We start from the raw sequence: 12,035 nt of genomic DNA on the forward strand, positions 1-12,035 counted from the left end.
GAGGTCGCACACCTCACGACGGCGTTTCAGCTCCGGTTCGGATCGAAATGCTTCGCGATGCCGGCCCAGCAATCCTGGTAGTCGCGTTGCAACTGCGGCGATGCCAGCGCATGCGGCGTCGCCACCAGGGGCGTGCGGGTCTCGAACATGAACGCCATCGTGTCCATGACTTTTTGCGGGCGGCTCGTGTCGGCGCTGCTCGCCTTGTCGAACGTGGCCGCGTCCGGGCCATGCCCGCTCATGCAATTGTGCAGGCTCGCACCGCCCGGCACGAAACCTTCCGCCTTCGCATCGTAGGCGCCATGCACGAGGCCCATGAATTCGCTCGCCACGTTGCGGTGGAACCAGGGCGGGCGGAACGTGTCTTCGCCGGCCAGCCAGCGGGGCGGGAAAATGACGAAATCGAGCGTGTCCACGCCCGGCGTGTCGGACGGCGCCTGCAGCACGAGGAAGATCGACGGGTCCGGGTGATCGTAGCTGATCGAGCCGATCGTGTTGAAGTGGCGCAGGTCGTACTTGTATGGCACGTAGTTGCCATGCCAGGCGACGACGTCCAGCGGCGAGTGGCGGATGCCTGCCCGCCACAGGTTGCCGGCGAATTTCGCGACGAGTTCGAAATCGCCTTCGACGTCTTCGTAGCGGGCGACGGGCGTGAGGAAGTCGCGCGGGTTGGCCAGGCCGTTCGAACCGATCGGCCCCAGGTCCGGCAGGCGCAGCAGGGCGCCGAAGTTTTCGCAGACGTAGCCGCGCGCCTGGCCGTCCGGCAGGTCGACGGCGAAACGCACGCCGCGCGGGATCACGGCGATCTGCTGCGGCTCCACGTCGACGAGGCCGAACTCCGTCGCGATGGCGAGCCGGCCCTGCTGCGGCACGACCAGCAACTCGCCGTCGGCCGAGTAGAACCAGCGTCCCTGCATCGGCCGGTTTGCCGCATACATATGGATGGCGCAGCCGGACATGGCGGCCGGCGACCCGTTGCCCGCCATCGTCACGAGGCCGTCGATGAAGTCCGTCGGCGCGTCGGGCATGGGCAGCGGGCTCCAGCGCATCTGGTTCGGCGACGGGACCACGCCATCGAAGCCGGCGGCGATACGGCCACTATCGATGCGCCCGAACGCGCCGTGCATCGCGGCCGGGCGGATGCGGTACAACCAGGAACGGCGGTTATGGCTGCGCGGTGCCGTGAACGCCGTGCCGGACAATTGCTCCGCGTACAAGCCGTAGGCGACTCGTTGGGGCGAATTGCGGTGCGCCGGCAGGGCGCCGGGCAGGGCCTCGGTGGCGAATTCGTTGCCGAAGCCGGACATATAGCCTTCGGGATGGGCGATCATCGCGGGCATGGTGGTAGGGTGGGGCATTTCCTGCCGGGGGCAAGAAATGCGAGTCCACGCGTTGTGTGGTGTTGACGACACTGTATTGGATTACGGCCGATTTTACGAGGTGAATACAGAAATGTAGAATATTTAGGACATCAATAATACTATCTCCCGCATGATCGAACCCTCTAGCATCGACCTGAATCTGTTGTCGGTATTTCAGGAGGTCTACCGTGAGCGCCAGATCTCGGCCGCCGCAAGGCGCCTGGGCCTGACGCAATCGGCCGTGAGCAACGCGCTGGGGCGGCTGCGGCGTACGTTCGACGACGAATTGTTCGTGCGCACGGCGCACGGCATGCAGCCGACGCCGCTCGCGCAGCAGATGGCCGAGCCGATCGGCGCCGCGATGGCCCAGGTGGCCCTGGCCCTGAGCCAGCGCAGCCGTTTCGACCCGGCCACGAGCGGCCGCCGCTTCACGCTCGCGATGACGGACGTGGGCGAGGTGCATTTCATGCCGGTGCTGATCGAGCGCTGCCGCGCCGTCGCACCGAACGTGGAAATCTCCTCGATCCGCGCGCACGGGCTCACGCTGAAGGACGACATGGAGACGGGCAGGGTGGACCTGGCCATCGGCGCGTTCGAGGACGTGTCGGAAGCGCTGTATCACCGGGCGCTGTTCCGGCAACGCTTCGTGAGCATGTTCCGCAAGGAACACCCGCTGGCGCGCGGCAAGGTGGACCTGGCGCGCTTCGTGGCGGCGTCCCACCTGATCGTCGATGCGGCCCAGAGCCCTTACGACCGCATCAATGGATTACTGGAAAAGGCCGGGGTGACGGCCGGCACGCGTTTCCGGGTGCCGCATTTCACTGCGGTGCCGTACATCGTCGGCACGAGCGACCTCGTGGTGACGGTGCCGCAGAAACTGGCCGAAAGCGCGGCAAGCCCGTTCGGCCTGAAGTGGATCGAGCCGCCGCTCGCCCTGCCGACGTTGCAGACCAACGTCTTCTGGCACCGGCGCTTCAACCACGATCCCGGCATCCAGTGGCTGCGGGGACTGATTGCCGACGTGTTCGCGGAATGATGCCGCGCATGCGTCGTCCGCGCGCCGTCACGAGCGGCGCGCGGAAGACAACCTATTGAAAGAGGACACCACAATGGCCGACCTGTTTGACAATCCGATGGGACTGATGGGCTTCGAATTCGTGGAATTCGCATCGCCCACCCCGGGCGTGCTGGAACCCGTGTTCGAGATGCTGGGCTTCACGAAAGTGGCCGTGCACCGCTCGAAGGATGTCGTGCTGTACCGCCAGGGCGACATCAATTTCATCGTCAACAACGAGCCGAAGAGCGCCGCGTACTATTTCGCCGCCGAACATGGCCCGTCGGCCTGCGGCATGGCTTTTCGCGTCCAGAATTCGCACAGGGCCTATGCGCGCGCGCTCGAACTGGGCGCCCAGCCGCTGGACATTCCTACCGGCCCGATGGAGTTGCGCCTGCCCGCCATCAAGGGCATCGGCGGTGCGCCGCTGTACCTGATCGACCGTTTCGACTCAGGTGAGAACATTGGTAAGTCCATCTATGACATCGACTTCGAATGGATCGAGGGCATAGACCGCCACCCGGCCGGCCACGGCCTGAAGCTGATCGACCACCTCACGCACAACGTCTACCGCGGCCGGATGGCCTACTGGGCCGGCTTCTACGAGAAGCTGTTCAACTTCCGGGAAATCCGCTATTTCGATATCAAGGGCGAGTATACGGGCCTGACGTCGAAGGCGATGACGGCGCCGGACGGCATGATCCGCATCCCGCTGAACGAGGAGGGCAAGGCGGGCGGCGGCCAGATCGAGGAATTCCTGTTGCAGTTCAATGGCGAAGGCATTCAGCACATCGCGCTGCTGACGGACGACATCTTCACGACGGTCGACGGCCTGCGCGCGGCGGGTGTGCCGCTGATGACGGCGCCGCCGGCCACGTACTACGAGATGCTGGAGACCCGGATCCCGGGCCACGGCCAGGACGTGGAGGCGTTGCAGGCGCGCGGGCTGCTCGTCGACGGCAAGGTCGAAGATGGTCAGCAACGGTTGCTGTTGCAGATCTTTTCGGAGACGCAACTTGGGCCCGTCTTCTTCGAAGTCATCCAGCGCAAGGGCGACGAAGGCTTTGGCGAGGGCAACTTCAAGGCACTGTTCGAGTCCATCGAGCGCGACCAGCTGCGCCGTGGGGCGCTCAAGACTGCCGCATAACCAGACGTTTGCGGTCCGGCACACATGGTGGGCACGGGGTACCCACCCTACAGATTTGCTCGATCGACCGTCAACAAGCCGTAGGGTGGGCACCCAGTGCCCACCAAACGTTTGCGGCCCGTCCATGAAAATATTTCTTTGTATTTTCAAGGTGTTAAGCGGTCTTCGCGAACACCCGTTCGTTTCATTTGCAGGCAATTATCAGCCGCCCGCCAAGTGTTGTAACCACGTATCACACACGTAAAGTCGACCACCTTTCCGCGCAGATTTTCAGCAAAACCAGCAGAGTCGGCACTAGAATTTCCGTATGGCATCAATGCCTACCGACATTTAACAACCGACCCGGCCCGCCCCCCGTGCCGCTGAGACCCCGACGACCATGCGCACCCGACACCGCCCGACGTGGCGCCTTGTCCCATTCACATCCCTGTTGCTGGCCGCATGCTCATGCGTGCACGCGGCCGAGCCCGTGCCCGCCGCGCCGCCGACGGGCGAGCTTCCCGGCGCCGACGGCTTGTTCAGCGCGACGGTGTCGCTCAGTTCGCAATATATCTCGCGCGGCATCCGCCAGACGTGGGGCCGGCCGGCCGCGCAGGCGAGCGTCGATTATGCGCATCCGAGCGGCTGGTCCGCCGGCACGTCCGTCATCAACGTCGACGACCGCTTCATCGAGAACGGTTCGGTCGAATGGGACGTGTACGGCGGCTACAACGGCAATGCCGGTCCGGTCGGCTGGTCCGCGCTGATCTACTGGCACAAGTACCCGGGCGCGCGCGTCGCGGCGACGAACACGTCGTTCGACTACGGCGAGCTGTCGGCCGGCATCAGCTGGAAATCGCTGTACGCCCGCTACAACTACACGATCAGCCACGACTTCTTCGGCATCCAGAACGCGCGCGGCACCGGCTACCTGGACGTCGGCGCCGACCATCCGCTGAGTCATACGCTGACGCTGAACCTGCACGCCGGCGACGGCCACGTGGCCGGCAGCGGCAACGGCATCTGGGACTGGCGCGATCTGAAGGCCGGCCTGACGCGCAGGTTCGAAGGCGGCTGGGTCGTCGCGCTGAATGTGACCCGCGCGTTCGGCGCGACCAATGTCTATGAGCGCTACACGACAGGCGTGCCGCGCCCCGATGGCCGCGTGGCCATCTCGAACGTGGCGCGCCGCGCCGTCGTGTTCTCGCTCGCCCGCAAATTTTGAGGGCGTCGAGGGCAACGACGAACTCGCGCTGATCGCGGCGGTCGAGGCGGCCCGGTCTCGCGCCACGCAGGCCGGCCGTTGCTGTTATCCTTCGGACGGACGGCGGCCACCCGGCCGACGCCAATGCCGAAGGAGCTCGCTTGCTGCTCGCGTTTGCCGTACTACTCGTATTCCAGTGCCTGGGAGAAGGGCTGGTATTCCTGTTCGGCCTGTCGGTCCCGGGGCCGGTCACCGGCATGCTGTTGCTGCTCGTGGCGCTCGTCGCGTTCCCGCGTCTGCACGAGACCGTGGAGGCGGGCGCGAACGAGTTGCTGCGCCACCTGTCGCTGCTGTTCGTGCCGGCGGGCGTCGGCATCATCGTGGCGGCGGCCAGCGGCAGCGGGCACTGGCTGGCGATCTGCGTGGCCGTCGTGGGCAGCACGCTGTTGACGCTGGCAGTCACGGCGCTCGTGCTGCAAGCCCTCACGCCCGCGCACAGGAAAGGCGGGGACGGCGATGTTTAAGTTCGAGGAACTCGGCCATTTCTGGGTCTATCTGTCGGCCTCGCCGCTGCTGGGGCTGACGATCACCCTGTGCGCCTATCTGTTCGCGCAATGGGTGTATGCCCGCTGCGGCTTTTCTCCGCTCGCCAATCCGGTCGCCATCGCGATCGCCCTCGTCAGCCTCGTACTGGCCGCGAGCGGCATGTCGTACCAGCGTTATTTTGCCGGCGCCCAGTTCGTCCACTTCCTGCTCGGCCCCGCCACGGTCGCCCTCGCGGTGCCGCTCGCGCGCCAGGTGCCCCGGCTGCGCCGCAGCCTGTTTCCGCTCGCGTGCGCACTGCTGTGCGGCTGCGTGACCGCGATCGTCAGCGCCGTCGGCATCGCCGTGCTGCTGGGCGCGTCGCCGGAACTGGCGCGCTCGCTGGGTCCGAAATCGGCCACGACGCCCATTGCGATGGCCGTGTCGGAACACCTGGGCGGCGTGCCGGCGCTGACGGCGGTGCTCGTGATCGGCACCGGCATCTTCGGCGCCGCCACGGCCCGCTTCCTGCTGAACGCCCTACGCGTGGATTCCCACGCGGCGCGCGGCCTCGCGCTGGGCGTGGCGTCGCATGGCATCGGCACGGCGCGCGCGTTCCAGGTCAGTGCGGAAATGGGGGCCTACGCCGGCCTGGGCATGGGCCTGAACGGCGTGCTGACGGCGTTGCTGGCGCCATGGCTGGTGCCCTTGGTGCTGCGCTGGATGGCGTAACGGGCAGGGCAAGCGCTCGCGCGCTGCCGGGGGAGCGCAGGCGGCATGGGCCGCTGCGAAAAGCGGTACCTCAGGCCGGCTTGCGCGTGAAGGCACGGGCGGCGAACAGGGCGCTCGCCACGCCGACGACGATGGCGGCCGTGCTGCCCGAGAAGCCGACGGCCGTGTTGGCGGCGATCCTGCCCGCCTTCGGCGTCACCAGTTCCAGCCGGCGCTTCGTCATCTGGGCACCCAGTTCCGACAGGCGGTCCTTGCTCAGGCTGCGCTCGGCTTCCGGCAGCAGCACGGTTTCCTCGTCGGCCACGTGGTGCTGGACGTCGCGCATCAGTTCGAACACCAGCTCGTCATGGCGCGGCGATTTCGGGTCCGTGCGGCGCAGCTCGGCGATGACCGTACGCATCTGATCGTGCTCCGGCTCGCTCTTGTCCATGACCTTCTGGTCCTGGGCGCGCGGACGCATGACGGGATAAAAGATTTCTTCTTCCAGGGTAGCGTGGATTTCCAGCGCATCACAGATCGTTTCCGCCAGCGCTTTCTTGACGCTGGGACGCTTGTCGCGGGTGTACTGGTGGAACGTTACCATCACGTGCGAGTGATCGAAGCGGATCATGTCGGTGATGGACGGACTCAGTTTACTCAGGGAAAACATGATCGTCTCCTGTGGCGTAGCGATAGATGCATGTTAGTGCCGGCGCTAGAGCTGTTGCGTAGGAGGGGCCCTCATGCCCATGTCAGCGGAAGACCCATGGGGCGCCCGGCGCAGGCTGGCATTCTTCAGGCCCGTCGGACGGTATTGCTCGACAGGTTGTCGCTTCCACTCCTACACACACACGGCGCCGTTTCTGATTACCGTGCCGCGCGGGGCTGCGATGATGGCAACGACTCCGCACGGTAACGCAGGACGCGTTCCGTGCGAGCCATCCACTCAAAGGAGCTCGACTCTAGTCGAACCAAATGCGAGTAGATGTGTCCAATCGTGATCATGGAAGGCACGATGGGAATCGGGCAGGCGGCCAGGCTGCTGAGACCACGGTCCAGACTCTGCGGCGCCGGGAGCGTAACGACCAGTTCGCGCTTGGCGATCGCACCTGGACTTGTACCGGCTGCGGCGCGCATCACGACCGCGACGTGAACGCGGCGGTCAATCTGCAACGGCTCGGCACCGGCGCCCATGCGGCGCAAACGGCGCTACCCGAGGCGAGCCGGGCGGTGACGCCGGGCACTGCCGCCGGCCATGGGCCGGCGGGAGGCGGAAAAGTGACGCCTGTCAGTCACGCGCACGGTCAGCAGGACGGCTCGGGGCAGGAAGTTTCAATATGTCGCAGGGCCCGGGCGAGATGCGCGGTTCCTGGAACCAGGGCGAGAACTGGGACTTTGTCTCGGACCGCGACAAGCAGATGGCCGAGCGCATCATGTCCGACCCGAACATCGACCCGCCCACCGGCGCCGAACTGGGCGTGGGTAACCAGACGCTGGCCGACGGCATGACGGTCCAGCCGGGCGCCCAGCCCAGCCCCGGCGCGCCGAAGCTGCACTGACCGGCAGGCTCGATACTGCCCTCGCTTGATCGGTAGTCTCCGCCCGTGCGATACCGAAACCGGAATCGCACGGATGTTTTATTTCATTGGTGGCGCGGTGCCGCCTTGCCTAAGCTGGTGGCGGGCTCGACCCATCAATACATAAAACTCAGGAGACTACATGTTCAAGAATCTGCTGGCAGCATGCTGCCTTGCCCTCGGCTGCGCCACGGCCGGCGCGATCGACCTCGCGGGCGTGACGAACGCGCACGACCCGGGCACCATCACGAAGGACGGCGACACGTATTTCAATTTCACGACCGGCACCGGCATCTGGTATTCCACGTCGAACGACCTCAAGACGTGGAGCGCCGGTCCGGGCCCGGTGTTCACGACCTGGCCGGCCTGGGTCACGCAAAAGATCCCGAATTTCTCCGGTTCGTTCTGGGCGCCGGACGTGATCCAGATGAACGGCTACTATTATCTCTACTATTCCGTGTCCTCGTTCGGCACGTCGTCGTCCGCGATCGGCGTGGCGCGCAGCACGTCCCTGAAGACCCCCAACTGGCAAGACCTCGGCATCGTCGTGCAGTCGTATGGCGGCAGCAGCGAGATCAATGCCATCGATCCCGCGCTGTTCCGCGACCACGACGGCAAGGTCTACCTGAGCTATGGCTCGTTCTTCGGCGGCATCGGCCTCGCCGAGATCAACCAGTCCACGGGCAAGCTGGCGGGCAGCGTGACGACGATCTGGGGCGGCGGCGGCCGCGACATCGAGGCGCCCTACATCACGCGCGACGGCGGTTATTACTACCTCTTCGTGAACCGCGGCAGCTGCTGCCATGGCGTCGACTCCACGTACTACGTCGAAGTCCAGCGCGCCACCGACATCCGCGGGCCGTACAGCGGCACCTGGACGATCCTCCCGGTCACGGACGGCAAGTATCGCGGCCCCGGCCACATCGCCGACCTGCGCCAGGACGGCTGCCACTTCGTGTCCACGCACTACTATGACCTGTCGGACAACGGCAATGCGAAGCTGGACATCCTGCGCATGACGTACAGCGGCGGGTGGCCGGTCCTGACCCGTAACTTCACGGACTTCGCCGGCTGCGGCGGCATCAGCGACGGCGTGTATGCATTCCGTTCGCGCCTGTCGGGCAAGGTGATCGGCGTGGCCGGGGCGTCGACGACGGATGGCGCGCTCGCGCAGCAGTCCACCGACACCAATGCGCGTCACCAGCAGTGGTACGTGATCGGCCATGGGGACGGCTATTACAGCGTCATCAACGCGAACAGCCTGCGCAGCCTGGACGACTACGGTAATTCGACGACGGCCGGGACCAATATCGCGCAATGGGGCTATTGGGCGGGGCAGGGCCAGCAATGGCGCTTCGCCAGCCCTGCGGCCGGTTATTACACGGTGGCGAACCAGCTGTCGGGCATGGTGCTGGACGTGCAGAACAAGAGCACGGCCGAGGACGCGCAGATCATCCAGTGGCCATCCAACGGGGRCACCAACCAGCAGTGGTCGCTGGTGCGCAAATAACCGTACGGAGCAGGACTCGGCCAACCTGGGGCGCTGTCTCGACGTGATTGCCGCGGGCTGGGCGACGCGGACAGCCTCCACGTCGCGGTGTTCCTAACAGGTCGGGCCCGATCAGTTCGCCGCGCGGCGGCGCCAGTTTGACCCCCACCATGGCAAAAAAATGCCCCGGCATGACCGGGGCCCAAGCTCTGCTATTTAATATTAGCGCAGTTTCGCATCAGTTCCTACTCAGTTCCTGATTTCCAGGGCCCGGTTCACAGAAAGCGCGGCCAGCGTGCCGAGGGCGCCGGACAGCAGGTACAGGCTCACATAGCCGAGGCCGAAGTTGGCGGCCAGCCCGAGCGCCACCAGCGGCGCGAATGCGGCGCCGACGAGCCAGGCCAGGTCGGACGTCAGGGCGGCGCCCGTGTAGCGGTATTGCGGCAGGAAGTTCGACGTCACGGCGCCGGACGCCTGGCCGTACGACAGGCCCAGCAGCAGGAAGCCGACGAGGATGAACGTGTTCTGGCCGGCGATGCCGCCATCCATCAGGCGCGGGATGAAGCCGGCGAACAGGGCGATCAGCACGGCCAGCGTGCCCAGCGTGTTGCGGCGGCCGAACTTGTCCGCGATGAGACCCGACGCGAGCACCCCGACGATGGCGAGGCCGGCACCCATCATCTGGACCTGCAGGAATTCCGGCATCGAGCGGGTGTCGTACAGCTGGATCCACGACAGCGGGAACACGGTCACGAGGTGGAACAGGGCATAGCTGGCCAGGGCGGCGAGGGCGCCGATGATGATGGTCGTGCCCTGGTTGCCGATCACCTGGCGGGCCGGGGCCGGGTCGAGCTCATGCTCGTCGAGCAGGTGGGTGTAGTCCGGGGTCGAGACGAGGCGCAGGCGGGCGAACAGGGCGACCACGTTGATCGCGAATGCCACGTAGAACGGGTAGCGCCAGCCCCAGACGAGGAAATCGTCCGGCGTCAGCTCGGCCATCAGGTAGGAAAACAGGCCGGCCGCGATGATGAATCCCGTTGGCGCGCCAAGTTGTCCCAACATGGCGTACCATCCCCGCTTGTTTTGCGGCGCATTGAGCGCCAGCAGCGACGGCAGCCCGTCCCACGACCCGCCCTGGGCCACGCCCTGGCCGATGCGCAGGATGGCGAGTGCGACGATGGACCACTCGCCCCAGCGGGAATACGTGGGCAGCATCGAGATGGCGACCGTCGCCGAACCCATCAGGAACAACGCGATGGTGAGTTTGATCTCCCGGCTGTAATGACGCTGGATGGCCATGAAGACGAGCGACGCGATCGGGCGGGCCACATAGGCCAGCGCGAAGATCGCGAAGGAATAGAGCGTACCCTCGAGGCGGTCCGCGAACGGGAAGAAGACGGCGGGGAACACGAGCACCGAAGCGATCGCGTAGACGAAGAAGTCGAAGTATTCGGAAGCGCGGCCGATGACGACGCCGACCGCGATCTCGCCCGGAGCAATGTGCGTGTCGCGGGTGTTGATGTTGCGGGCCCCGGAATGGGGTGCCGAGATGGGAGCGGCTCCTGCGCCGCCGTAAGTATTATTCGGGGTGCCTTGCATGTCTTCGTCTCCTTATCAGCCGGCGGCTTTCGGACCCTCGGACTAACGGGGGTAGGACAAAACGTCCAATCGCCAAACGCACGCCGTTGGCGTTACATTAGCATGTTATTTTTCCCATGTAACGTAAAACACAAGCATGATTCCCAAGACCCTCCGTCGCGGAGTGTTCCTCGCCCCCCTCGTGGCAGCCCTGCTTTCCGGCTGCAACATGGTGGTGATGAACCCTACCGGTGACATAGCCAAACAAGAGGCGAATCTGATCATCGTTTCGGTGATCCTGATGTTGCTGATTATCGTTCCCGTTTTTATCCTGATCATCTGGTTTGCCCGTAAATACCGCGCGAGCAATACCGAGGCGGCCTACGAGCCCGACTGGGACCACTCCACCAAGCTGGAACTGGTCATCTGGGGCGCGCCTCTGCTCATCGTCATCGTGTTGGGCCTCGTGACCTGGATCTCCACCCACAAGCTCGACCCGTACCGCCCGCTGGACCGCATCGCCGAAGGGCGTCCGGTTCCAGCCTCCATCAAGCCGCTGGTCGTGCAGGCCGTGGCGATGGACTGGAAATGGCTGTTCATCTACCCGGAGCAGGGCATCGCGACGGTGAACGAACTGGTCGTGCCGGTCGACGTGCCGCTGCGCTTCAAAGTGAGCGCGACGTCGGTGATGAACGCGTTCTACGTGCCGGACCTGGCGGGCATGGTGTATGGCATGCCGGGCATGGAAATCACGCTGAACGCCGTGCAGAACAAACCGGTGCAATCGGTCGGCTTCTCCTCGAACTACAGCGGCGCGGGTTATTCGGACATGCGCTTCGGCTACCGCGGCGTGCCCCAGGGCGATTTCGACGCCTGGGTGCAGTCGGTCAAGGCCGCCGGCGGCGGCAAGCTCGACCGCGCGAACTACCTGACGCTCGAAAAGCCGAGCATCAAGGAGCCGGTGCGCCGCTACGCGGGCGTCGATGACGACCTCTACTATCGCATCCTGAACCGCTGCGTCACCGACGGTGTCGTGTGCCAGGACAAGATGATGAACGACGACGCCAAGAAGGCCCGCGAAATGGCCATGGTGCGTTACGCGCCCCAACAAGCGGCAACGACCCGCCTGGCCCAGGCCAACGGCGAGGTCTGCACCACGCCCAATGATCCTGTGAAGAAGAAGTAATCATGCACGAGCAATTTGACTTAGCGAAGTTGATCTTCGGTCGGCTCAGCTGGGAAGCGATTCCCTACCACGAGCCCATCCTGATCGGTACCTTTATCATGGTGGCGCTGGGCGGCATCGCCATGCTGGCCGTCCTCACCAAGTTCAAGCTGTGGGGCTATCTCTGGAACGAGTGGTTCACCAGCATCGACCACAAGAAGATCGGCATCATGTACATGGTGCTGGGC

The 12,035-nt window shown here is 65.1% G+C and carries 11 protein-coding genes and 2 pseudogenes; 10 read left to right on the plus strand and 3 right to left on the minus strand.

The window, feature by feature from the left end; genetic code table 11:
* Window positions 1-26 precede the first annotated feature (26 nt).
* Window positions 27-1,358, minus strand: a complete 1,332-nt coding sequence (hmgA, locus tag AC1DYX_RS20405; RefSeq protein ID WP_477262164.1) for a homogentisate 1,2-dioxygenase — start codon at window positions 1,356-1,358, stop codon at window positions 27-29.
* 133 nt (window positions 1,359-1,491) lie between these two features.
* On the opposite strand from hmgA, the gene AC1DYX_RS20410 reads away from it, so the two are divergent.
* The 5 genes from AC1DYX_RS20410 (at window position 1,492) to AC1DYX_RS20430 (ending at window position 5,999) form a co-directional block, all read left to right on the plus strand.
* A complete protein-coding gene (locus tag AC1DYX_RS20410; protein ID WP_477262166.1) occupies window positions 1,492-2,397 on the plus strand; it encodes a LysR family transcriptional regulator in 906 nt (301 codons plus the stop codon).
* Window positions 2,398-2,470: 73 nt separating this feature from the next.
* Window positions 2,471-3,562, plus strand: coding sequence for a 4-hydroxyphenylpyruvate dioxygenase (hppD, locus tag AC1DYX_RS20415; RefSeq protein ID WP_477262168.1), 1,092 nt, complete (start codon window positions 2,471-2,473; stop codon window positions 3,560-3,562).
* A 379-nt stretch (window positions 3,563-3,941) separates the two neighbouring features.
* On the plus strand, window positions 3,942-4,766 hold the full coding sequence (locus tag AC1DYX_RS20420; protein WP_477262170.1) for a TorF family putative porin: 825 nt from the start codon (window positions 3,942-3,944) through the stop codon (window positions 4,764-4,766).
* 140 nt (window positions 4,767-4,906) lie between these two features.
* Window positions 4,907-5,269, plus strand: coding sequence for a CidA/LrgA family protein (locus tag AC1DYX_RS20425; protein ID WP_477262172.1), 363 nt, complete (start codon window positions 4,907-4,909; stop codon window positions 5,267-5,269).
* Window positions 5,262-5,999, plus strand: a complete 738-nt coding sequence (locus AC1DYX_RS20430; protein ID WP_477262174.1) for an LrgB family protein — start codon at window positions 5,262-5,264, stop codon at window positions 5,997-5,999. Before AC1DYX_RS20425 ends, AC1DYX_RS20430 begins: the two co-directional genes overlap by 8 nt.
* A 70-nt stretch (window positions 6,000-6,069) precedes the next feature.
* Here the strand turns inward: AC1DYX_RS20430 and AC1DYX_RS20435 are convergent, their stop codons facing one another.
* On the minus strand, window positions 6,070-6,648 hold the full coding sequence (locus AC1DYX_RS20435) for a hemerythrin domain-containing protein (protein WP_477262176.1): 579 nt from the start codon (window positions 6,646-6,648) through the stop codon (window positions 6,070-6,072).
* Between the two features lie 305 nt (window positions 6,649-6,953).
* On the opposite strand from AC1DYX_RS20435, the pseudogene AC1DYX_RS20440 reads away from it, so the two are divergent.
* The 3 genes and pseudogenes from AC1DYX_RS20440 to AC1DYX_RS20450 form a co-directional block, all read left to right on the plus strand.
* Window positions 6,954-7,142: pseudogene (locus AC1DYX_RS20440) on the plus strand (zinc ribbon domain-containing protein); the annotation flags it as partial.
* Between the two features lie 173 nt (window positions 7,143-7,315).
* Window positions 7,316-7,537: a hypothetical protein gene (locus AC1DYX_RS20445; RefSeq protein ID WP_477262184.1), complete on the plus strand. Its 222-nt coding sequence runs from the start codon at window positions 7,316-7,318 to the stop codon at window positions 7,535-7,537.
* Between the two features lie 160 nt (window positions 7,538-7,697).
* Window positions 7,698-9,065 (plus strand): family 43 glycosylhydrolase, encoded by a 1,368-nt coding sequence (locus AC1DYX_RS20450; RefSeq protein WP_477262178.1) that lies wholly within the window; start codon window positions 7,698-7,700, stop codon window positions 9,063-9,065.
* 228 nt (window positions 9,066-9,293) lie between these two features.
* Here AC1DYX_RS20450 and AC1DYX_RS20455 read toward each other — a convergent pair whose 3' ends face one another.
* Window positions 9,294-10,643, minus strand: coding sequence for an MFS transporter (locus AC1DYX_RS20455; protein ID WP_477262180.1), 1,350 nt, complete (start codon window positions 10,641-10,643; stop codon window positions 9,294-9,296).
* Window positions 10,644-10,779: 136 nt separating this feature from the next.
* On the opposite strand from AC1DYX_RS20455, the gene cyoA reads away from it, so the two are divergent.
* A complete protein-coding gene (gene cyoA, locus AC1DYX_RS20460; RefSeq protein WP_477262182.1) occupies window positions 10,780-11,808 on the plus strand; it encodes a ubiquinol oxidase subunit II in 1,029 nt (342 codons plus the stop codon).
* A 2-nt stretch (window positions 11,809-11,810) separates the two neighbouring features.
* Window positions 11,811-12,035 (plus strand): annotated as a pseudogene (locus AC1DYX_RS20465) (cytochrome o ubiquinol oxidase subunit I); the annotation flags it as partial.

This window comes from Massilia sp. P2_C2 (assembly GCF_056404615.1).

Coding starts and splice junctions, on each gene's coding strand:
- hppD (WP_477262168.1), top strand. CDS start 2,471: ATGGCCGACCTGTTTGACAATCCGATGGGACTGATGGGCTTCGAATTC.
- AC1DYX_RS20445 (WP_477262184.1), top strand. CDS start 7,316: ATGTCGCAGGGCCCGGGCGAGATGCGCGGTTCCTGGAACCAGGGCGAG.
- AC1DYX_RS20430 (WP_477262174.1), top strand. CDS start 5,262: ATGTTTAAGTTCGAGGAACTCGGCCATTTCTGGGTCTATCTGTCGGCC.
- AC1DYX_RS20420 (WP_477262170.1), top strand. CDS start 3,942: ATGCGCACCCGACACCGCCCGACGTGGCGCCTTGTCCCATTCACATCC.
- AC1DYX_RS20455 (WP_477262180.1), bottom strand. CDS start 10,643: ATGCAAGGCACCCCGAATAATACTTACGGCGGCGCAGGAGCCGCTCCC.
- AC1DYX_RS20410 (WP_477262166.1), top strand. CDS start 1,492: ATGATCGAACCCTCTAGCATCGACCTGAATCTGTTGTCGGTATTTCAG.
- hmgA (WP_477262164.1), bottom strand. CDS start 1,358: ATGCCCCACCCTACCACCATGCCCGCGATGATCGCCCATCCCGAAGGC.
- cyoA (WP_477262182.1), top strand. CDS start 10,780: ATGATTCCCAAGACCCTCCGTCGCGGAGTGTTCCTCGCCCCCCTCGTG.
- AC1DYX_RS20435 (WP_477262176.1), bottom strand. CDS start 6,648: ATGTTTTCCCTGAGTAAACTGAGTCCGTCCATCACCGACATGATCCGC.